Below are 23,072 nucleotides of genomic sequence, written 5' to 3' on the forward strand. Positions count from 1 at the left end.
TAAAAAGAGAATTACTCGATGATTTTGGCTACGACGCCAGCGCCGACGGTACGACCGCCTTCACGGATAGCGAAACGCAGACCGTCTTCCATCGCGATGGTTTTGATCAGGGTAACAGTCATCTGAATGTTGTCACCTGGCATTACCATTTCAACGCCTTCTGGCAGCTCGCAGTTACCAGTCACGTCAGTAGTACGGAAGTAGAACTGTGGACGGTAGCCTTTGAAGAACGGAGTGTGACGACCGCCTTCTTCCTTGCTCAGAACGTAAACTTCTGCGGTGAACTTGGTGTGCGGCTTAACCGAACCCGGCTTAACCAGTACCTGACCACGCTCAACGTCGTCACGCTTGGTGCCACGCAGCAGAACGCCGCAGTTCTCGCCAGCACGACCTTCGTCGAGCAGTTTGCGGAACATTTCAACACCAGTGCAGGTGGAAACGGTAGTGTCACGCAGACCAACGATTTCCAGCGGATCCTGAACGCGAACGATACCGCGCTCGATACGACCAGTCACAACAGTACCGCGACCCGAGATCGAGAATACGTCTTCGATTGGCATCAGGAACGGCTTGTCGATCATACGAACTGGTTCTGGGATGTAGGCATCCAGAGTCTCTACCAGCTTCTTGACAGCGGTAGTGCCCATTTCGTTGTCGTCTTTGCCTTCCAGCGCCATACGAGCCGAACCGATGATGATCGGAGTGTCGTCGCCTGGGAAGTCATAGGTGGACAGCAGGTCGCGAACTTCCATCTCAACCAGTTCCAGCAGTTCAGCGTCGTCTACCAGGTCAGCCTTGTTCAGGAAAACCACGATGTACGGAACGCCAACCTGACGGGACAGCAGGATGTGCTCGCGGGTTTGTGGCATCGGACCATCAGCGGCCGAGCAAACCAGAATAGCGCCGTCCATTTGAGCAGCACCGGTGATCATGTTCTTCACATAGTCAGCGTGACCTGGGCAGTCAACGTGAGCGTAGTGACGGATCTTCGAGTTGTACTCAACGTGTGCGGTGTTGATGGTGATACCGCGAGCTTTCTCTTCCGGTGCGCTGTCGATCTTGTCGAAGTCAACGATTGCGGAACCGAAAACTTCCGAGCAAACGCGAGTCAGAGCAGCAGTCAGAGTGGTTTTACCGTGGTCAACGTGACCGATGGTGCCAACGTTGACGTGCGGTAGGGAACGATCAAATTTTTCTTTAGCCACGACAATTAACTCCTAGCCTAAAGGGGCTGAATCAGCCTTGTTTTTTGGTTACGGATTCGACGATGTGCGACGGAGCCGTATCGTATTTTTTGAATTCCATAGAGTAGCTTGCGCGACCCTGGGACATGGAACGAACGTCGGTCGCATAACCGAACATCTCACCCAGTGGAACCTCGGCACGGATAACCTTGCCGGACACTGTGTCTTCCATACCCTGGATCATGCCGCGACGACGGTTAAGGTCGCCCATCACATCACCCATATAGTCTTCAGGCGTAACAACCTCTACAGCCATGATCGGCTCAAGCAACTCACCACCGCCCTTCTGGGCCAGCTGCTTGGTCGCCATGGAGGCAGCCACTTTAAACGCCATCTCGTTGGAGTCGACGTCGTGGTAAGAACCATCGAACACGGTAGCCTTCAGGCCGATCAGCGGATAGCCGGCAACAACGCCGTTCTTCATCTGCTCTTCGATACCCTTCTGGATAGCCGGGATGTATTCCTTAGGAACCACACCACCTACAACTTCGTTCACGAATTGCAGACCTTCCTGACCTTCGTCAGCAGGAGCAAAACGGATCCAGCAGTGACCGAACTGACCACGACCGCCGGACTGACGAACGAACTTGCCTTCGATTTCACAGTTCTTCGTGATGCGCTCACGATACGAAACCTGAGGCTTGCCGATGTTGGCTTCGACGTTGAACTCACGGCGCATCCGGTCAACCAGGATGTCCAGGTGCAGCTCGCCCATGCCGGAGATGATCGTTTGACCAGTCTCTTCATCAGTTTTAACGCGGAAAGACGGGTCTTCCTGAGCAAGTTTGCCCAGAGCGATACCCATTTTTTCCTGGTCATCCTTGGTCTTAGGCTCTACGGCAACCGAAATAACCGGCTCCGGGAAGTCCATGCGAACCAGAATGATTGGCTTGTCAGCGTTGCAGAGGGTTTCACCAGTGGTGACGTCCTTCATGCCGATCAGGGCCGCGATGTCACCAGCGCGCACTTCCTTGATCTCTTCACGGGCGTTTGCGTGCATTTGCACCATACGACCCACGCGCTCTTTTTTACCCTTAACCGAGTTGATCACGCCGTCGCCGGAGTTCAACACGCCCGAGTAAACACGGACGAAGGTCAAAGTACCCACGAATGGGTCGGTAGCGATCTTGAACGCCAGAGCCGAGAACGGCTCCGCATCGTCTGCATGACGCTCCAGCTCGATTTCCTCGTTATCAGGGTCGGTACCCTTGATCGCAGGAATGTCGGTCGGTGCAGGCAGGAAGTCGATAACGGCGTCGAGAACCAGGGGAACACCCTTGTTCTTGAACGAAGAACCGCAAACAGCCAGAACGATTTCGCCGGCGATAGTACGCTGACGCAAAGCAGCTTTGATCTCTTCGATCGACAGCTCTTCGCCTTCCAGATACTTGTTCATCAGCTCTTCATTGGCTTCAGCAGCAGCTTCAACCATGTTGTTGCGCCACTCTTCAGCCAGCTCTTGGAGCTCAGCAGGAATGTCCTTGCGAACAGGGACCATACCTTTGTCAGAGTCGTTCCAGTAGACAGCTTGCATGTTGATCAGATCGATCTGACCCTGGAAGTTGTCTTCGGAACCGATGGCCAACTGGATCGGCACCGGAGTGTGACCCAGACGCTGCTTGATCTGACCGATCACGCGCAGGAAGTTGGCACCAGCACGGTCCATCTTGTTTACGTAAACAAGACGTGGAACGCCGTATTTGTTGGCTTGACGCCATACGGTTTCCGACTGCGGCTCAACACCCGAAGTACCGCAGAACACAACGACAGCGCCGTCGAGTACGCGCAGGGAACGCTCAACTTCAATAGTGAAGTCAACGTGGCCCGGGGTATCGATTACGTTGAAGCGGTGCTCATCCTTGTACTGCTTCTCGGAACCTTTCCAGAAAGCGGTGATGGCAGCAGAAGTAATGGTAATACCACGCTCCTGCTCCTGCACCATCCAGTCTGTGGTCGCGGCGCCATCATGCACCTCGCCCATTTTGTGACTTTTGCCGGTGTAAAAAAGGACGCGCTCGGTGGTGGTGGTTTTACCAGCATCCACGTGAGCGACGATACCGATGTTACGGTAGCGGCTAATCGGAGTAGTACGAGCCATAAAGCCCTCGCAAAATTAGTGAAGCTAAAATTAGAAGCGGTAGTGCGAGAAAGCTTTGTTGGCTTCAGCCATACGGTGCACGTCTTCACGCTTCTTAACAGCAGCACCTTTACCTTCAGCAGCATCCAGCAGTTCGCCAGCCAAACGCAGAGCCATAGACTTCTCGCCACGCTTACGGGCGAAGTCTACCAACCAGCGCATTGCCAGAGCGTTACGACGGGAAGGACGAACCTCGACCGGAACCTGGTAAGTAGCACCACCAACGCGGCGCGACTTCACTTCGACCAGCGGAGCGATGGCGTCGAGTGCTTTTTCGAAGAGTTCCAGGGGATCGGTGCCAGCCTTACGGGTCGCAACGGTTTCCAGGGCACCATAAACGATACGCTCGGCAACGGCTTTCTTGCCGCTTTCCATAACGTGGTTCATGAATTTGGCGAGGATCTGGCTTCCGTATTTCGGATCGTCCAGAATCTCACGCTTTGCTGCTACGCGACGTCTTGGCATGATAAGCCCTCAAGCGGTCTTCAGGTTAGCTCGGGACAGATCCAATGGATGCGTGCCCGACCTTACTCTTATCGACTCAATAAAATGAAAATCTGCAAAACGGCCGATTACTTCGGACGCTTGGTACCGTACTTCGAACGACCCTGGTTACGACCTTTAACGCCGGAAGTATCCAAGGAGCCGCGAACGGTGTGGTAACGAACACCTGGCAAGTCTTTTACACGACCGCCGCGGATCAGTACCACGCTGTGCTCTTGCAGGTTGTGACCTTCACCACCGATGTACGAGGAAACCTCGAAACCGTTGGTCAGGCGCACACGGCATACTTTACGCAGTGCCGAGTTAGGTTTTTTCGGCGTGGTGGTGTACACACGGGTGCACACGCCACGACGTTGCGGGCAGTTCTGCAGCGCAGGTACGTCGGATTTCTCGACGATACGCTTACGCGGCTGACGTACCAGCTGGTTGATAGTTGCCATCTACTAGCTCCACTGTTGTCTTGCGACGCTATTGTCTTGCAAGAAAAGCAAAATGGCAGGAACGAATTCCCGCCAAATTTAGGGGATCAAGAGTCTAAAGAGGATCTTGTCCCCAGTCAAGGCAAGGCCCCGACCTCCCCGCCCTTCGAACCTCGACAAAATGTCTCGATTCGATGAACGGAGCGATCAGGGCCTTACGCTCATTTACCGCAGAACTCAGTTACCGCTCGAGTTCAGCGCTTCGGTCAGTGCAGCTTCCACTTCACTGGCGCTTACGCGCAACGGCTTGTCAGCATCACGGCGACGCTTGCGCTCGCTGTGATATGCCAGACCGGTACCGGCCGGGATCAGACGACCCACGACTACGTTTTCTTTCAGGCCGCGCAGGTAATCGCGCTTGCCGGTGACTGCCGCTTCGGTCAGTACGCGGGTGGTTTCCTGGAAGGAAGCCGCCGAGATGAACGATTCGGTGGACAACGACGCCTTGGTGATACCCAACAGAACGCGAGTGTACTTGGAGACGAACTTGTCTTCGCCGCCCAAACGCTCGTTTTCTACCAGTACGTGAGTCAGCTCCATCTGGTCGCCCTTGATGAAACTCGAATCGCCGGATTCAGCGATTTCAACTTTACGCAGCATCTGACGCAGGATGGTCTCGATGTGCTTATCGTTGATCTTCACGCCTTGCAGACGGTAAACGTCCTGAATCTCGTTAACGATGTACTTGGCCAGCGCGCTCACACCCAGCAGACGCAGGATGTCGTGCGGATCGCTTGGGCCGTCGGAGATAACTTCGCCGCGGTTTACCTGTTCGCCTTCGAACACGTTCAGGTGACGCCACTTCGGAATCAGCTCTTCATACGGATCGCTACCGTCGTTCGGGGTAATAACCAGACGGCGTTTGCCTTTGGTCTCTTTACCGAACGCGATGGTGCCGCTGACTTCAGCCAGAATCGACGCTTCTTTCGGACGACGAGCTTCGAACAAGTCGGCAACACGCGGCAGACCACCGGTGATGTCACGGGTCTTCGAAGTTTCTTGCGGGATACGCGCGATAACATCACCGATCGCGATCTTCGCACCGTCCGCCACACCGACCAGGGCGTTGGCTGGCAGGAAGTACTGAGCGATAACGTCAGTGCCTGGCAGCAACAGATCCTTGCCGTTGTCGTCGACCATCTTCACTGCTGGACGGATTTCCTTGCCAGCAGCTGGACGATCTTTCGCGTCAAGTACTTCAATGTTGGTCATACCGGTCAATTCGTCAGTCTGACGCTTGATCGTGATGCCTTCTTCCATGCCCACGTAGGTCACGGTACCTTTCATTTCGGTAACGATTGGGTGAGTGTGCGGATCCCACTTGGCCACGATTGCGCCAGCGTCGACCTTGTCACCTTCCTTAACCGAAATCACAGCACCGTACGGCAGCTTGTAACGCTCACGCTCACGACCGAAGTCATCAGCGATGGCCAGCTCACCGGAACGGGACACAGCAACCAGGTGACCATCCACTCGCTCAACGTGCTTCAGGTTGTGCAGACGGACGGTACCGCCATTCTTCACCTGAACGCTGTCGGCTGCGGAAGTACGGCTTGCCGCACCACCGATGTGGAACGTACGCATCGTCAGCTGGGTACCCGGCTCACCGATGGACTGGGCAGCGATAACGCCGACCGCTTCACCGATGTTCACCTGGTGACCACGAGCCAGATCACGGCCGTAGCACTTGGCGCAAATGCCATAGCGGGTTTCGCAGCTGATCGGCGAACGCACGATCACTTCGTCGATGCTGTTCAGCTCGATGAATTCAACCCACTTCTCGTCTACCAGAGTACCGGCCGGAACGATAACGTCCTCGGTGCCTGGCTTGAATACGTCACGGGCAATAACACGACCCAATACGCGCTCACCCAACGGCTCTACAACGTCACCGCCTTCAATGTGCGGAGTCATCAGCAGACCGTGTTCGGTGCCGCAATCGATCTCGGTTACAACCAGATCCTGCGCCACGTCTACCAGACGACGAGTAAGGTAACCGGAGTTCGCAGTTTTCAACGCGGTATCCGCCAGACCTTTACGAGCACCGTGAGTCGAGATGAAGTACTGAAGTACGCTCAAACCTTCACGGAAGTTCGCAGTAATCGGCGTTTCAATGATGGAACCGTCCGGCTTGGCCATCAGACCACGCATACCGGCCAGCTGACGAATCTGTGCTGCGGAACCCCGCGCACCCGAGTCGGCCATCATGTACATCGAGTTGAAAGACTCTTGATCGACTTCAACGCCGTGACGGTCGATAACCTTCTCTTTCGAGAGGTTGGCCATCATCGCCTTGGAAACTTCGTCGTTCGCTTTCGACCAAAGGTCGATCACTTTGTTGTACTTCTCGCCCTGGGTTACCAGGCCGGAGGCGTACTGGCTCTCGATCTCTTTCACTTCGTCGGTGGCAGCACCGATGATGCGGGCTTTCTCGTCAGGGATAACGAAGTCGTTAACACCGATGGAAACGCCGGAGATGGTCGAGTAAGCGAAACCGGTGTACATCAACTGGTCAGCGAAGATCACGGTCTCTTTCAGACCAACCACGCGGTAGCACTGGTTGATCAGCTTGGAGATCGCCTTCTTCTTCATCGGCAGGTTGACGACGTCGTACGACAGACCTTTTGGCACAACCTGGAACAGCAGCGCACGGCCGACAGTGGTGTCGACGATACGGGTACCGCTCACGCTGTTGCCGTCACGGTCGTTGACGGTTTCGTTGATACGTACTTTAACCTTGGCGTGCAGTGCGGCTTCGCCGGCACGGAACACACGGTCAACTTCCTGCAGATCCGCGAACACACGACCTTCGCCTTTGGCGTTGATCGCCTCACGAGTCATGTAGTACAGACCCAATACAACGTCCTGCGACGGAACGATGATTGGCTCACCGTTGGCTGGCGACAGAATGTTGTTGGTCGACATCATCAACGCACGCGCTTCCAACTGGGCTTCCAGTGTCAGCGGTACGTGCACAGCCATTTGGTCGCCGTCGAAGTCGGCGTTGTACGCGGCGCAGACCAGAGGGTGCAGCTGAATAGCCTTACCTTCGATCAGTACCGGTTCAAACGCCTGGATACCCAGACGGTGAAGGGTCGGTGCGCGGTTGAGAAGAACCGGGTGTTCGCGAATCACTTCAGCGAGAACGTCCCAAACCTCTGGCAGTTCGCGTTCGACCATTTTCTTGGCCGCTTTGATGGTGGTCGCGAGACCACGCATTTCCAGCTTGCCGAAAATGAACGGTTTGAACAGCTCGAGAGCCATCTTCTTCGGCAGACCGCACTGATGCAGACGCAGGGTCGGGCCTACGGTAATTACCGAACGACCGGAGTAGTCAACACGCTTACCGAGCAAGTTCTGACGGAAACGACCCTGCTTACCCTTGATCATGTCAGCCAGGGATTTCAGAGGACGCTTGTTCGAACCGGTGATAGCGCGGCCACGACGACCGTTGTCGAGCAGAGCATCGACAGCTTCCTGCAACATACGCTTTTCGTTGCGCACGATGATGTCCGGAGCGGACAGATCCAGCAGGCGCTTCAAACGGTTGTTACGGTTGATCACTCGACGATACAGATCGTTGAGGTCGGAAGTCGCGAAACGACCGCCGTCCAGTGGGACCAGTGGACGCAGATCTGGCGGCAGAACCGGCAGAACGGTCAGCACCATCCACTCTGGCAGGTTGCCGGAACCCTGGAAGGCTTCCATCAACTTCAGACGCTTGGACAGCTTCTTGATCTTGGTTTCGGAGTTGGTTTGCGGAATTTCTTCGCGCAGACGGCCAATCTCGTGTTCCAGGTCGATAGCGTGCAGCAGTTCACGGACCGCTTCAGCACCCATGCGGGCGTCGAAGTCGTCACCGAACTCTTCCAGCGCTTCGAAGTACTGCTCGTCGTTCAGCAACTGACCTTTTTCAAGGGTGGTCATGCCTGGATCGATAACAACATAGCTCTCGAAATAGAGAACGCGTTCGATATCACGCAGGGTCATGTCCATCAGCAGGCCGATACGGGACGGCAGTGATTTCAGGAACCAGATGTGGGCAACCGGCGAAGCCAGTTCGATGTGCGCCATGCGCTCACGACGAACCTTGGCCAGTGCAACTTCAACGCCGCACTTCTCGCAAATCACACCACGGTGCTTCAAGCGCTTGTACTTACCGCACAGGCACTCGTAATCCTTTACCGGGCCAAAGATCTTGGCGCAGAACAGACCGTCACGCTCAGGTTTGAACGTACGGTAGTTGATGGTTTCCGGCTTTTTAACTTCACCGAACGACCATGAGCGGATCATCTCAGGCGAGGCCAATCCGATACGGATGGCGTCGAACTCTTCGACTTGACCCTGGTTTTTCAGCAAATTCAGTAGGTCTTTCAAGGCCTTTCCTCCTGGCGGAGCAGAGAGCGGGCAATCCTGCCCCGCTCTCGATTCGCGTCACGTGTTATTCGGTTTCCAGATCGATATCGATGCCGAGGGAACGAATTTCCTTGATCAACACGTTGAAGGACTCGGGCATGCCCGGCTCCATACGGTGATCGCCATCCACGATGTTTTTGTACATCTTGGTACGGCCGTTCACATCGTCCGACTTCACTGTGAGCATTTCTTGCAGAGTGTAAGCAGCACCGTATGCTTCCAGTGCCCAGACCTCCATCTCCCCGAAACGCTGACCACCGAACTGCGCCTTACCACCCAGCGGCTGCTGGGTAACCAGGCTGTACGAACCGGTAGAACGCGCGTGCATCTTGTCGTCTACCAAGTGGTTCAGCTTCAGCATGTACATGTAGCCAACGGTAACTGGACGCTCGAACTTGTTGCCGGTACGGCCGTCAGTCAGCTGCATCTGGCCGCTTTCCGGCAGGTCTGCCAGTTTCAGCATGGCCTTGATTTCGCTTTCCTTGGCGCCGTCGAACACTGGAGTGGCCATTGGAACACCGCCACGCAGGTTCTTCGCCAGATCCAGGATTTCCTGATCGGAGAAGCTGTCCAGATCTTCGTTACGACCGCCGATCTGGTTGTAGATCTCGTCCAGGAAGGTACGCAGTTCAGCGACTTTACGCTGCTCTTCGACCATCCGGTTGATCTTCTCGCCCAGACCTTTGGCCGCGAGGCCCAGGTGGGTTTCGAGGATCTGACCAACGTTCATACGCGAAGGTACGCCCAGTGGGTTGAGGACGACGTCGACCGGGGTGCCATTGGCATCGTGCGGCATGTCTTCAACCGGCATGATCACAGAGACCACACCTTTGTTACCGTGACGACCGGCCATCTTGTCGCCCGGCTGGATGCGACGACGGATTGCCAGGTAAACCTTGACGATTTTCAGCACGCCTGGAGCCAGGTCATCGCCCTGCTGCAGTTTGCGCTTCTTGTCTTCGAACTTGTCGTCCAGCAGGCGGCGGCGATCAACGATGTAGGCCTGAGCCTTCTCGAGCTGCTCGTTCAGAGCATCTTCAGCCATGCGCAGTTTGAACCACTGACCATGCTCAAGACCGTCGAGAACTTCGTCGGTGATGTCCTGACCTTTCTTCAGACCTGCGCCGCCTTCAGCCTTGTGGCCTACCAGAGCGGAACGCAGACGTTCGAAAGTAGCGCCTTCAACGATACGGAACTCTTCGTTCAGATCCTTGCGGATCTCGTCCAGCTGGGACTTCTCGATCGACAGTGCACGAGCATCACGCTCAACGCCGTCGCGGGTGAAGACCTGAACGTCGATGACAGTACCTTTGGTACCAGTAGGCACGCGCAGGGAGGTGTCTTTAACGTCGCTGGCTTTTTCACCGAAGATTGCACGCAGCAGCTTCTCTTCCGGAGTCAGTTGGGTCTCGCCTTTCGGAGTGACCTTACCTACCAGGATGTCGCCTGCGCCAACTTCAGCACCTACGTAAACGATACCGGCTTCGTCCAGCTTGTTCAGTGCAGCTTCACCCACGTTCGGGATGTCCGCAGTGATTTCCTCTGGGCCAAGCTTGGTGTCACGGGCCACACAGGTCAGTTCCTGAATGTGGATCGTGGTGAAACGGTCTTCCTGAACCACACGCTCGGACAGGCAGATGGAGTCTTCGAAGTTGAAGCCGTTCCATGCCATGAACGCGATGCGCATGTTCTGACCCAGTGCCAGTTCACCCATGTCGGTGGACGGGCCGTCGGCCATGATGTCGCTACGCTGAACGCGATCACCCTTGCTCACCAGCGGGCGCTGGTTGATGCAGGTGTTCTGGTTCGAGCGGGTGTATTTGGTCAGGTTGTAGATGTCGACACCAGCTTCGCCGGTTTCAACTTCGTCATCAGCAACACGAACCACGATACGGCTGGCGTCGACGGAGTCGATCACGCCGCCACGACGAGCCACGACGCAAACGCCGGAGTCACGGGCTACGTTACGCTCCATGCCGGTACCTACCAGCGGCTTGTCAGCGCGCAGGGTTGGTACAGCTTGACGCTGCATGTTCGAACCCATCAACGCACGGTTGGCGTCGTCGTGCTCAAGGAACGGAATCAGCGACGCTGCAACCGAAACTACCTGCTTCGGCGAAACGTCCATCAAGGTGACTTCTTCAGGCGCCTTAACGGTGAATTCGTTCAGGTGACGTACGGCTACCAGTTCGTCGATCAGGACTTTCTGGTCGTTCATGGTCGCCGAAGCCTGCGCGATCACGTGATCGGCTTCTTCAATAGCGGACAGGAACACGATCTCGTCGGTGACCACACCCTCTTTTACCACGCGGTACGGGCTTTCCAGGAAGCCGTACTGGTTAGTGCGAGCGTAAGCAGCCAGGGAGTTGATCAGACCGATGTTCGGACCTTCCGGCGTTTCAATCGGGCATACACGACCGTAGTGAGTCGGATGTACGTCACGGACTTCAAAGCCTGCGCGCTCACGAGTCAGACCGCCAGGGCCGAGTGCAGAGACACGACGCTTGTGGGTGATCTCGGACAGCGGGTTGTTCTGGTCCATGAACTGCGAGAGCTGGCTGGAACCGAAGAACTCTTTCACCGCTGCAGCCACTGGCTTGGCGTTGATCAGGTCTTGCGGCATCAGGCCTTCGCTTTCAGCCATCGACAGACGCTCTTTGACCGCACGCTCAACACGTACCAGGCCAACGCGGAACTGGTTCTCGGCCATTTCGCCTACACAGCGAACACGACGGTTACCCAGGTGGTCGATGTCATCGACGATGCCTTTACCGTTACGGATGTCGACCAGAGTCTTCAGTACCGCAACGATGTCTTCCTTGCACAGCACACCCGAACCTTCGATCTCGGTACGACCGATACGACGGTTGAACTTCATCCGGCCGACCGCAGACAGGTCATAGCGCTCAGGACTGAAGAACAGGTTGTTGAACAGGGTTTCGGCAGCGTCTTTGGTTGGTGGCTCGCCTGGACGCATCATGCGATAGATCTCGACCAGCGCTTCCAATTGGTTGCTGGTGGAGTCGATCTTCAGCGTGTCGGAGACGAACGGGCCGCAGTCGATATCGTTGGTGTACAGAGTTTCGATGCGAACAACGCCGGCCTTGGCAATTTTGGCCAAAACTTCGGTGTTCAGCTCGGTGTTGCACTCTGCCAGGATTTCGCCGGTAGCCGGATGCACGATGACCTTGGCAGTAGTACGGCCCAGGACGTAGTCCAGAGGTACTTCCAGAGTCTTGATGCCGGCTTTTTCGATCTGGTTGATGTGGCGCGCGGTAATACGGCGGCCCGCTTCAACAATGACCTTGCCCTTCTCGTCCTGAATGTCCAGAACCGCAATTTCACCACGCAGACGCGAAGCAATCAGTTCCAGGCTGAGGGTTTCGCCGCTCAGGTGGAAGACGTTGGTGGTGTAGAACGCGTCCAGCACTTCTTCAGTGGTATAGCCGAGCGCGCGCAGCAGTACCGATGCCGGCAGCTTGCGACGACGGTCGATACGCACGAACACGCAGTCTTTCGGGTCGAACTCGAAGTCCAGCCACGAACCGCGGTAAGGAATGATGCGCGCGGAGTACAGCAGTTTGCCGGAGCTATGCGTCTTGCCGCGGTCGTGGTCGAAGAACACGCCCGGGGAACGGTGCAGCTGGGAAACGATTACACGCTCGGTACCGTTGATTACGAAGGTACCGTTCTCAGTCATCAGGGGGATTTCACCCATGTAGACTTCTTGCTCTTTGATGTCCTTGATCGCTTTGTTCGACGATTCTTTGTCGAAAATGATCAGGCGCACTTTTACCCGCAAAGGTACGGCGAAAGTTACACCGCGCAATACGCATTCTTTGACATCAAATGCCGGTTCGCCCAGGCGATAACCGACGTACTCCAGCGCAGCATTGCCGGAGTAGCTGATGATCGGGAAAACGGATTTGAAGGCCGCATGCAGGCCCACGTCGCGGAACTGATCTTTAGTCGCTCCCGCTTGCAAGAATTCACGATACGAATCCAGCTGGATGGCCAGGAGGTAAGGCACATCCATGACGTCCGGCAACTTGCTAAAGTCCTTGCGGATACGTTTTTTCTCAGTATATGAGTAAGCCATCAGCGTTCCCCAGCTTGGTCACCTGCTTGTTTGGCCCCTCCCGACGGGAGCAGCCAGAAAATCGTGCAAACCCCATGGTTTGCTCCACCGCATCGGGTGGTTACAGCGCCTTTATCAGCACCGACCCAGTCGGCTGCCAATAACGGAAAAAGGCCGGTGGCAAGAGCCACCAGCCATCAGCCTGTCGCTTGACGCTCGGGCTGGAGGAGCAAAGTCGATGCTTATTTCAGCTCGACTTTAGCGCCTGCTTCTTCCAGCTTCTTCTTGGCGTCTTCAGCAGCTTCTTTCGAAACGCCTTCAGCTACAACCTGAGGAGCGCCGTCTACTTTCTCTTTGGCTTCTTTCAGGCCCAGACCGGTCAGTTCACGAACTGCCTTGATCACGTTAACCTTCTTCTCGCCAGCTTCCAGCAGAACAACGTTGAACTCGGTTTGCTCTTCAACAACAGCGGCAGCAGCAGCTGGACCAGCCGAAGCAGCAGCAGCGGTAACACCGAAGGTTTCTTCCATCGCTTTGATCAGCTCAACGATTTCCACTACGGATTTCTGGCCGATTGCTTCGATGATTTGTTCGTTAGTCAGAGACATGACTCAATTCCTGAATTGGGGGACGGCCTACGCGACCATCGAAATAAACAAAAAACGCGAGAAGTTGACGAGCCTTAGGCTGCAGCAGCTTCTTTCTGGTCGCGAATTGCCGCCAGAGTACGAGCCAATTTGCTGGTAGCGCCTTGAATCACGCTCATCAGCTGAGAAATTGCTTCGTCACGGGTCGGCAGAGTTGCCAGTACGTCGATCTGATTAGCTGCGAGGAACTTGCCCTCGAACGCAGCTGCCTTGATCTCGAACTTGTCCTGACCCTTGGCAAACTCTTTGAAAATACGAGCAGCAGCGCCCGGATGTTCGTTCGAGAATGCAATCAGGGTCGGGCCGGTGAACACGTCGTTGAGGACACTGTATTGAGTGTCAGCAACAGCGCGCTTGAGCAGGGTGTTACGTACAACACGTACGTAAACGCCAGCTTCACGAGCCTCTTTACGGAGTCCGGTCATTGCGCCTACTGTTACGCCACGTGCATCAACCACGACAGCGGACAGAGCGACTTTGGCAGCCTCGTTGACTTCAGCGACGATGGCCTTCTTGTCTTCGAGATTAATTGCCACGGGTTTAACTCCTGCTTGTTACCGTTTCATTCGATCGGAACCGAATGTCGTTTTGGTGTCTGATTCGGTAAGGAACCGGGAGCACCATCTGCGTAGGCTTATGGTTTAAGACTTGCGTCGCCTACGGTCTTGGATAGCCCCCGCCAGGCAGGGACCCCAATCTTTCAATTGGCGCGAACCATCGCGCCAACCTTTGTCTTACGCGTCCAGCGAGCTCTGGTCGATAACCAGACCTGGGCCCATAGTGGTGCTCAGGGTAACGCGCTTGACGTAGATACCTTTCGAAGAAGCTGGCTTGATACGCTTCAGATCAGCGATCAGGGCTTCAACGTTTTCCTTCAGCTTGACGGCGTCGAAGCCCATCTTGCCAACGGAAGTGTGAATGATGCCGTTTTTGTCGGTGCGATAACGAACCTGACCAGCTTTAGCGTTCTTAACCGCGGTAGCTACGTCTGGAGTTACGGTACCAACCTTAGGGTTAGGCATCAGACCACGTGGACCGAGGATCTGACCCAACTGACCTACAACGCGCATGGCATCCGGGGATGCGATCACTACGTCATAGTTCAGGTCGCCGCCTTTCATTTCGGCAGCCAGGTCGTCCATACCTACACGGTCAGCGCCGGCAGCCAGAGCGGCCTCAGCAGCTGGACCCTGGGTGAACACAGCAACGCGAACAGTCTTGCCAGTGCCGTGCGGCAGCACAGTAGCGCTACGAACAACCTGGTCAGATTTACGCGGGTCTACACCCAGGTTTACAGCAACGTCGAAAGACTCGCTGAACTTGACAGTCGACAGCTCAGCCAGCAGAGCAGCAGCGTCTACAATGTTGTAGGCCTTGCCTGCTTCGATTTTGCCGGCGATAGCCTTTTGACGCTTGGTCAGCTTAGCCATTACACACCCTCCACGTTAAGGCCCATGCTACGAGCAGAACCGGCGATAGTACGCACGGCTGCATCCATATCAGCTGCAGTCAGATCCGCGTTTTTGGTTTTCGCGATTTCTTCCAGCTGAGCACGAGTAACAGTGCCAACCTTAACGGTGTTCGGACGAGCGGAACCGCTGGTCAGACCGGCCGCCTTCTTCAGCAGAACCGAAGCAGGGGTGGATTTGGTTTCGAAAGTGAAGCTACGGTCGCTGTAGACAGTGATGATCACTGGAGTCGGCAGACCAGCTTCAAGACCCTGAGTACGGGCGTTGAAAGCCTTGCAGAATTCCATGATGTTCACGCCGTGCTGACCCAGAGCAGGACCAACCGGTGGACTTGGGTTAGCCTGAGCGGCCTTCACTTGCAGCTTGATGTAAGCGGTAATCTTCTTGGCCATGAGGCACTCCAATTACGGGTTCGAACGCCTCGAAAGGCTCCCCGGTTACTTGCGCGTATATCCCAGTGACGACAAAACCCCACAGCCTATGGCTGCGGGGTTGGGATGCTTGTTCAATTAGACCTTTTCGACCTGACTGAACTCCAACTCTACCGGGGTAGAGCGACCGAAAATGAGCACTGCCACTTGGATCCGGCTCTTTTCGTAGTTAACTTCTTCAACAACACCATTGAAATCTGCGAATGGGCCGTCGTTGACTCGCACCGTTTCACCTGGCTCGAAGAGAGTCTTCGGCTTAGGCTTGTCGCTACCATCAGCAACACGACGCAGAATTGCCTCTGCCTCTTTATCGGTGATTGGCGCTGGCTTATCGGCAGTACCGCCGATAAAACCCATCACCCGAGGAGTATCCTTGACCAAGTGCCAAGTACCCTCATTCATATCCATCTGAACCAGCACATAGCCTGGAAAGAACTTGCGCTCGCTTTTGCGCTTCTGGCCATTACGCATTTCAACCACTTCTTCAGTGGGAACCAGAATCTCGCCGAAGCCATCTTCCATGCCAGCCAGCTTTACGCGCTCGACCAGCGAGCGCATCACATGCTTCTCGTAACCCGAGTAAGCATGCACAACATACCAACGCTTAGCCACGGGACACCCTTAGCCGACAATCAAGGAAACAAGCCAACCGAGCAGGGAATCAAGACCCCACAACAGCAACGCCATAACCAGAACAACAGCCACCACAATCAGGGTGGTCTGCGTGGTTTCTTGGCGAGTTGGCCACACGACTTTACGAATCTCGGTGCGAGCTTCCTTAACCAGTACAAAGAAAGACTTGCCCTTCGCAGTCTGCAGGCCTACAAAGGCAGCTACAGCAGCAATGGCAAGCAATGCGAGTACACGGTACAGGATCGGCGAAGCAGAGTAATACTGATTGCCAACAACGCCAACAACCACCAAAGCGACAACTACAAGCCACTTGAGCAGATCGAAGCGAGAGCCTTGAGCTTCAGCTTTAGGAGTCATCTATGAAGATCCTGTGAAAAGAAAGCCAGACACACCGAGTGAATCTGGCAGGTCAGGAGGGAATCGAACCCCCAACCTACGGTTTTGGAGACCGTCGCTCTGCCAATTGAGCTACTGACCTAAAACAAAATCAGGCCGACCATTATGCCGGCCCGAAAAATACATTACAACTACTTACTCGATGATTTTGGCTACGACGCCAGCGCCGACGGTACGACCGCCTTCACGGATAGCGAAACGCAGACCGTCTTCCATCGCGATGGTTTTGATCAGGGTAACAGTCATCTGAATGTTGTCACCCGGCATTACCATTTCAACGCCTTCTGGCAGCTCGCAGTTACCAGTCACGTCAGTAGTACGGAAGTAGAACTGTGGACGGTAGCCTTTGAAGAACGGAGTGTGACGACCGCCTTCTTCCTTGCTCAGAACGTAAACCTCTGCAGTGAACTTGGTGTGCGGCTTAACCGAACCCGGCTTAACCAGTACCTGACCACGCTCAACGTCGTCACGCTTGGTGCCACGCAGCAGAACGCCGCAGTTCTCGCCAGCACGACCTTCGTCGAGCAGTTTGCGGAACATTTCAACACCAGTGCAGGTGGAAACGGTAGTGTCACGCAGACCAACGATTTCCAGCGGATCCTGAACGCGAACGATACCGCGCTCGATACGACCAGTCACAACAGTACCGCGACCCGAGATCGAAAATACGTCTTCGATTGGCATCAGGAACGGCTTGTCGATCATACGAACTGGTTCTGGGATGTAGGCATCCAGAGTCTCTACCAGCTTCTTGACAGCGGTAGTGCCCATTTCGTTGTCGTCCTTGCCTTCCAGCGCCATACGAGCCGAACCGATGATGATCGGAGTGTCGTCACCTGGGAAGTCATAGGTGGACAGCAGGTCGCGAACTTCCATCTCAACCAGTTCCAGCAGCTCAGCGTCGTCTACCAGGTCAGCCTTGTTCAGGAAAACCACGATGTACGGAACGCCAACCTGACGGGACAGCAGGATGTGCTCGCGGGTTTGCGGCATCGGACCATCAGCGGCCGAGCAAACCAGAATAGCGCCGTCCATTTGAGCAGCACCGGTGATCATGTTCTTCACATAGTCAGCGTGACCTGGGCAGTCAACGTGAGCGTAGTGACGGATCTTCGAGTTGTACTCAACGTGTGCGGTGTTGATGGTGATGCCGCGAGCCTTTTCTTCTGGCGCACTGTCGATCTTGTCGAAGTCAACGATTGCAGAACCGAAAACTTCGGAGCAAACGCGAGTCAGAGCAGCAGTCAGAGTGGTTTTACCGTGGTCAACGTGACCAATGGTCCCAACGTTGACGTGGGGCAGGGAACGATCAAATTTTTCCTTAGCCATCGATATCACCCTCAACAGAAGAAATTAGACAAACAATATCAACCATTAAAACAAAGGCAGATATTTTCATATCTGCCTTGTTATATGGAGCTCTTGAGCGGATTTGAACCGCTGACCTCACCCTTACCAAGGGTGTGCTCTACCAACTGAGCTACAAGAGCGAAACACTTTGCACAACCTGCAAACCTGGAGCGGGTAGCGGGAATCGAACCCGCATCATCAGCTTGGAAGGCTGAGGTTCTACCACTAAACTATACCCGCGGAGCCTGCAGCTCACGCTTAAATCTGGTGGAGGGAGAAGGATTCGAACCTTCGAAGTCGTAGACGTCAGATTTACAGTCTGATCCCTTTGGCCGCTCGGGAACCCCTCCTAATCAGGCCGGCATTCTATACTATGCCAAACCTCTGTCAAGCATTTTCTCATTTAAAAACCTGAGGTTAGCTGCGTTGACATCGCTCAACTTTGATTTCCTTTTTAGGTCTTCGCTGTGGAGCGGGCGCCATTCTATGCAAACTATTCAGCAGGTGCAACCCCCTCGCACAGCATTATTTTATGTTTTAACTCATTGAATTCGTTGGAAAGGTTTTGAAGCTGGGAATCACCCAACAAACGCTGACTCTGAGGCGCGACAGACAACCAATAACCAGCCCCGGAAGCATCCTTCGAAGAAGATTGCACATCGACCCCCATTTCAACCAGGCGCCGCTGAAGAGCTGAAAGCGACTCCTGCCGGGAAAAGCCACCAAGCAACAGACACTCTTGCCGCCGCCCACCCCGCCCTTCCCGAGCATCACCCGTCGTTTCGCTGAGCAAGCGTATGTCCTGCTGGGAACCCCGATACAAACTAAGGGGCGTTACATCTTTCGCCCGCAAGGGCGCCTCCTGCTGATGCCAGACATAGTAGAAAACATTAAGAACAAGAAGCAGGAGGAACAACCAACGCATACAAACCTCAGGAAAAAGGACACGCCATAGCCAACCCCACAAAGACCAGGTCGGGAACAACTCGGGCCTCAGGCGCGACATCCGCAACCAACTCAGCATCACCGCCAGTTATAAAGACTGTGAAGTCTTCTCTCCAGTAAGAACGCGCCAACTCCAACTGCGACAAGACGAAACCTCGCAACATCAATGCACACCCGCGTTCTACCGCCTCAACGGTAGTCCGCCCAGGCGCAATGCTGGACAGCGCACGCTCAGCCGCCTGATCCCCATAGCGAATCTTGCGGGTATGAGTGCGTAACTGATTCCGCATCAATGGCATCCCGGGGCAAATAAAACCGCCCAGATGCACACCATCGGCAGCAATAAAATCAGCAGTCACCGCCGTACCAAAATCGAGCACCAGGCAAGCACCACCTGCTGCGAGATGAAACCCGCCGAGCATGGCCAACCATCGATCAAGCCCTAGGCGCTCGTAGTCTTCATAACCATTTTTGACACCAGACATTTCACGAGAGGACTTCGCACACGCCACCGAAACACCAAATTCCCGCTTGATAGCGTCGGTTAATGCATCAGTTTCCTCTGCGGTCCTGACACTGACCAAGCGACACTTGCACAGAACAAGTCCATCAAGGGATCTCAAACCGTCAAGCAAAGCAAGATCAGAGTCCACAACCCCTTCAGAAAAAAGACCTCCGGACGCAGCCTTCAGCACTCGCCACTTAATAAAGCTGTTCCCACAGTCGAGCTCAAGAATCATCACGCAACCTCAGACTGAGCTCACCACCGCTAAAGACTTTTTCCACGCCATCTACCTTCAGGCGCAGTGCACCCTGACTGTCTATTCCTAGCACCACACCATCTATCTGGCTGGAACCGGCAATCAATGAAACCGAACGATCTTGCCACAAATGATTCGCTTCCCATTCCGCCTGGAGAACTGAAAAACCATCGACCTGATGGCGCTGGATGTAGGCGTTTAATTGCTTACTCAGTTCAACCACAAAGACATTACGATCACTGCTTTTACCTGTCTCAAGCCGAATCGAAGTCCATTGTTGACCGACCTCATCAGCCACCTGCATGTTCACGTTGACACCTATACCCAACACTACGTGACAAACATCTGCCGGATCTCCGACGAGCTCAAGGAGAATTCCAGCGATTTTCTTATGACCTACCAAGACATCATTCGGCCATTTCAACCCTGCGCCCAGCACCCCGAAATTTCGCAGAGCTTGCAAGACAGCCAACCCCACAACAAGACTCAAGCCCTCGAGCTGGCGCATTCCGCCGTCGATACGTAGAACAAGGCTGTAATAGAGATTTTCAGCAAACGGACTCACCCATTTGCGACCTCTTCGTCCTCGCCCAGAAGCTTGCCGTTCCGCGAGCACCAAGAAGGGCGCCAAACTACCGCGACCAATCGCGCGCAAGGCCTCAGCGTTCGTCGAGTCGACTGAATCTAGAACGGTCACAGGCCAACCCGGCACCATTTCCGATATTGCCCGAGAGTCGAGCAGCGTCAATGGCGCAGCCAATTGATAACCCCGCCCCCGAACTTTATGGATGCGCAAGCCAAGTTCAGCCTCAAGATGCTGAAGTTGCTTCCACACCGCACTTCGACTAATTCCCAGGGCGGCACCGAGATCCTGACCAGAATGGAATCGACCATCTTTCAGAAGGTTCAACAACGTCAACATGCAGGTTTCGCCTCACAATGAGGCCCGAATAATAGCCATGCTCCGGGCCGTTGCATAGAAATCAAGCAGATGCTTTTCCTGCGGGCAAAACAAAACCCCAATTGCTTTCGCAATTGGGGTTTCGGAATTTAATCTTGACGATGACCTACTCTCACATGGGGAAACCCCACACTACCATCGGCGATGCATCGTTTCACTGCTGAGTTCGGGATGGGATCAGGTGGTTCCAACGCTCTATGGTCGTCAAGAAATTCGGGTACCGAGTCGTGGCCAGATGGCCTCGCTTCAGCAAATTGGGTATGTGATAGCTGGTGTTTTGTGAGTCTTTCGAACTTTCGGTTCATTTCGTCTTCACACACCGCAATCTGGTGCTCTCTCGCTTTTCAGCTTGAAGCATGCAAATTGCTTGGGTGTTATATGGTCAAGCCTCACGGGCAATTAGTATTGGTTAGCTCAACGCCTCACAGCGCTTACACACCCAACCTATCAACGTCGTAGTCTTCGACGGCCCTTCAGGGAACTCAAGGTTCCAGTGAGATCTCATCTTGAGGCAAGTTTCCCGCTTAGATGCTTTCAGCGGTTATCTTTCCCGAACATAGCTACCCGGCAATGCCACTGGCGTGACAACCGGAACACCAGAGGTTCGTCCACTCCGGTCCTCTCGTACTAGGAGCAGCCCCTCTCAAATCTCAAACGTCCACGGCAGATAGGGACCGAACTGTCTCACGACGTTCTAAACCCAGCTCGCGTACCACTTTAAATGGCGAACAGCCATACCCTTGGGACCGGCTTCAGCCCCAGGATGTGATGAGCCGACATCGAGGTGCCAAACACCGCCGTCGATATGAACTCTTGGGCGGTATCAGCCTGTTATCCCCGGAGTACCTTTTATCCGTTGAGCGATGGCCCTTCCATACAGAACCACCGGATCACTAAGACCTACTTTCGTACCTGCTCGACGTGTCTGTCTCGCAGTCAAGCGCGCTTTTGCCTTTATACTCTACGACCGATTTCCGACCGGTCTGAGCGCACCTTCGTACTCCTCCGTTACTCTTTAGGAGGAGACCGCCCCAGTCAAACTACCCACCATACACTGTCCTCGATCCGGATAACGGACCTGAGTTAGAACCTCAAAGTTGCCAGGGTGGTATTTCAAGGATGGCTCCACGCGAACTGGCGTCCACGCTTCAAAGCCTCCCACCTATCCTACACAAGCAAATTCAAAGTCCAGTGCAAAGCTATAGTAAAGGTTCACGGGGTCTTTCCGTCTAGCCGCGGATACACTGCATCTTCACAGCGATTTCAATTTCACTGAGTCTCGGGTGGAGACAGCGCCGCCATCGTTACGCCATTCGTGCAGGTCGGAACTTACCCGACAAGGAATTTCGCTACCTTAGGACCGTTATAGTTACGGCCGCCGTTTACCGGGGCTTCGATCAAGAGCTTCGCGTTAGCTAACCCCATCAATTAACCTTCCGGCACCGGGCAGGCGTCACACCCTATACGTCCACTTTCGTGTTTGCAGAGTGCTGTGTTTTTAATAAACAGTCGCAGCGGCCTGGTATCTTCGACCGGCATGAGCTTACGGAGCAAGTCCTTCACCCTCACCGGCGCACCTTCTCCCGAAGTTACGGTGCCATTTTGCCTAGTTCCTTCACCCGAGTTCTCTCAAGCGCCTTGGTATTCTCTACCCAACCACCTGTGTCGGTTTGGGGTACGGTTCCTGGTTACCTGAAGCTTAGAAGCTTTTCTTGGAAGCATGGCATCAACCACTTCGTGTTCTAAAAGAACACTCGTCATCAGCTCTCGGCCTTAAGATCCCGGATTTACCTAAGATCTCAGCCTACCACCTTAAACTTGGACAACCAACGCCAAGCTGGCCTAGCCTTCTCCGTCCCTCCATCGCAATAACCAGAAGTACAGGAATATTAACCTGTTTTCCATCGACTACGCTTTTCAGCCTCGCCTTAGGGACCGACTAACCCTGCGTCGATTAACGTTGCGCAGGAAACCTTGGTCTTTCGGCGTGGGTGTTTTTCACACCCATTGTCGTTACTCATGTCAGCATTCGCACTTCTGATACCTCCAGCAAGCTTCTCAACTCACCTTCACAGGCTTACAGAACGCTCCTCTACCGCATCATCCGAAGATGATACCCGTAGCTTCGGTGTATGGTTTGAGCCCCGTTACATCTTCCGCGCAGGCCGACTCGACTAGTGAGCTATTACGCTTTCTTTAAAGGGTGGCTGCTTCTAAGCCAACCTCCTAGCTGTCTAAGCCTTCCCACATCGTTTCCCACTTAACCATAACTTTGGGACCTTAGCTGACGGTCTGGGTTGTTTCCCTTTTCACGACGGACGTTAGCACCCGCCGTGTGTCTCCCATGCTCGGCACTTGTAGGTATTCGGAGTTTGCATCGGTTTGGTAAGTCGGGATGACCCCCTAGCCGAAACAGTGCTCTACCCCCTACAGTGATACATGAGGCGCTACCTAAATAGCTTTCGAGGAGAACCAGCTATCTCCGAGCTTGATTAGCCTTTCACTCCGATCCACAGGTCATCCGCTAACTTTTCAACGGTAGTCGGTTCGGTCCTCCAGTTAGTGTTACCCAACCTTCAACCTGCCCATGGATAGATCGCCCGGTTTCGGGTCTATTCCCA

Annotated in this window: 16 protein-coding genes, 4 tRNA genes and 2 rRNA genes (1 of these 22 only partly in view); all 22 read right to left on the reverse strand. The window is 54.5% G+C overall.

Going from position 1 to position 23,072, the window contains the following annotated elements:
- Positions 1-11: 11 nt before the first annotated feature.
- Positions 12-1,205, reverse strand: a complete 1,194-nt coding sequence (gene tuf / locus ACRRSD_RS12215; RefSeq protein WP_126366853.1) for an elongation factor Tu — start codon at positions 1,203-1,205, stop codon at positions 12-14.
- Between the two features lie 31 nt (positions 1,206-1,236).
- The gene (fusA, locus tag ACRRSD_RS12220) at positions 1,237-3,342 is read right to left on the reverse strand and encodes an elongation factor G (protein ID WP_016984188.1); all 2,106 of its coding nucleotides are present in this window, start codon (positions 3,340-3,342) and stop codon (positions 1,237-1,239) included.
- Between the two features lie 30 nt (positions 3,343-3,372).
- A complete protein-coding gene (gene rpsG / locus ACRRSD_RS12225) occupies positions 3,373-3,846 on the reverse strand; it encodes a 30S ribosomal protein S7 (RefSeq protein WP_007916467.1) in 474 nt (157 codons plus the stop codon).
- Between the two features lie 107 nt (positions 3,847-3,953).
- Positions 3,954-4,325, reverse strand: a complete 372-nt coding sequence (rpsL, locus tag ACRRSD_RS12230; protein WP_003186084.1) for a 30S ribosomal protein S12 — start codon at positions 4,323-4,325, stop codon at positions 3,954-3,956.
- Positions 4,326-4,541: 216 nt separating this feature from the next.
- Positions 4,542-8,741: a DNA-directed RNA polymerase subunit beta' gene (gene rpoC, locus ACRRSD_RS12235; protein ID WP_034156498.1), complete on the reverse strand. Its 4,200-nt coding sequence runs from the start codon at positions 8,739-8,741 to the stop codon at positions 4,542-4,544.
- Between the two features lie 64 nt (positions 8,742-8,805).
- Positions 8,806-12,879, reverse strand: a complete 4,074-nt coding sequence (gene rpoB / locus ACRRSD_RS12240) for a DNA-directed RNA polymerase subunit beta (protein ID WP_093442653.1) — start codon at positions 12,877-12,879, stop codon at positions 8,806-8,808.
- A gap of 221 nt (positions 12,880-13,100) precedes the next feature.
- Complete coding sequence (rplL, locus tag ACRRSD_RS12245; protein WP_003228750.1) at positions 13,101-13,466, reverse strand: 50S ribosomal protein L7/L12; 366 nt, start codon at positions 13,464-13,466, stop codon at positions 13,101-13,103.
- Between the two features lie 74 nt (positions 13,467-13,540).
- On the reverse strand, positions 13,541-14,041 hold the full coding sequence (gene rplJ, locus ACRRSD_RS12250; RefSeq protein WP_008081912.1) for a 50S ribosomal protein L10: 501 nt from the start codon (positions 14,039-14,041) through the stop codon (positions 13,541-13,543).
- Positions 14,042-14,239: 198 nt separating this feature from the next.
- Positions 14,240-14,935: a 50S ribosomal protein L1 gene (gene rplA / locus ACRRSD_RS12255; protein ID WP_007916481.1), complete on the reverse strand. Its 696-nt coding sequence runs from the start codon at positions 14,933-14,935 to the stop codon at positions 14,240-14,242.
- The gene (gene rplK / locus ACRRSD_RS12260) at positions 14,935-15,366 is read right to left on the reverse strand and encodes a 50S ribosomal protein L11 (RefSeq protein ID WP_003228756.1); all 432 of its coding nucleotides are present in this window, start codon (positions 15,364-15,366) and stop codon (positions 14,935-14,937) included. The genes rplA and rplK overlap by 1 nt, the downstream gene beginning before the upstream one ends.
- A gap of 117 nt (positions 15,367-15,483) precedes the next feature.
- Entirely contained in the window at positions 15,484-16,017 is a 534-nt protein-coding gene (gene nusG, locus ACRRSD_RS12265) for a transcription termination/antitermination protein NusG (protein ID WP_007916492.1), read from the reverse strand.
- A gap of 9 nt (positions 16,018-16,026) precedes the next feature.
- Positions 16,027-16,395, reverse strand: a complete 369-nt coding sequence (gene secE / locus ACRRSD_RS12270; RefSeq protein WP_009045851.1) for a preprotein translocase subunit SecE — start codon at positions 16,393-16,395, stop codon at positions 16,027-16,029.
- A 45-nt stretch (positions 16,396-16,440) separates the two neighbouring features.
- Positions 16,441-16,516 (reverse strand) — tRNA-Trp (locus ACRRSD_RS12275).
- A 53-nt stretch (positions 16,517-16,569) separates the two neighbouring features.
- Positions 16,570-17,763 (reverse strand): elongation factor Tu, encoded by a 1,194-nt coding sequence (gene tuf / locus ACRRSD_RS12280; RefSeq protein ID WP_126366853.1) that lies wholly within the window; start codon positions 17,761-17,763, stop codon positions 16,570-16,572.
- An 85-nt stretch (positions 17,764-17,848) separates the two neighbouring features.
- Positions 17,849-17,924 (reverse strand) — tRNA-Thr (locus ACRRSD_RS12285).
- Positions 17,925-17,950: 26 nt separating this feature from the next.
- Positions 17,951-18,024: transfer RNA gene (locus tag ACRRSD_RS12290), tRNA-Gly, on the reverse strand.
- Positions 18,025-18,049: 25 nt separating this feature from the next.
- A tRNA-Tyr gene (locus ACRRSD_RS12295) sits at positions 18,050-18,134 on the reverse strand.
- Between the two features lie 143 nt (positions 18,135-18,277).
- Positions 18,278-18,709: a hypothetical protein gene (locus ACRRSD_RS12300; protein WP_038362151.1), complete on the reverse strand. Its 432-nt coding sequence runs from the start codon at positions 18,707-18,709 to the stop codon at positions 18,278-18,280.
- Positions 18,710-18,716: 7 nt separating this feature from the next.
- The gene (locus ACRRSD_RS12305; RefSeq protein WP_435038202.1) at positions 18,717-19,469 is read right to left on the reverse strand and encodes a pantothenate kinase; all 753 of its coding nucleotides are present in this window, start codon (positions 19,467-19,469) and stop codon (positions 18,717-18,719) included.
- The gene (gene birA, locus ACRRSD_RS12310) at positions 19,459-20,412 is read right to left on the reverse strand and encodes a bifunctional biotin--[acetyl-CoA-carboxylase] ligase/biotin operon repressor BirA (RefSeq protein ID WP_435038203.1); all 954 of its coding nucleotides are present in this window, start codon (positions 20,410-20,412) and stop codon (positions 19,459-19,461) included. Before birA ends, ACRRSD_RS12305 begins: the two co-directional genes overlap by 11 nt.
- Positions 20,413-20,544: 132 nt before the next feature.
- Positions 20,545-20,660 (reverse strand): 5S ribosomal RNA (gene rrf / locus ACRRSD_RS12315).
- Positions 20,661-20,829: 169 nt separating this feature from the next.
- Positions 20,830-23,072, reverse strand: a 23S ribosomal RNA gene (locus tag ACRRSD_RS12320); it runs 651 nt beyond the window's last position.

This window comes from Pseudomonas neuropathica (assembly GCF_051174785.1).
GTDB classification, from domain to species: domain Bacteria; phylum Pseudomonadota; class Gammaproteobacteria; order Pseudomonadales; family Pseudomonadaceae; genus Aquipseudomonas; species Aquipseudomonas neuropathica_A.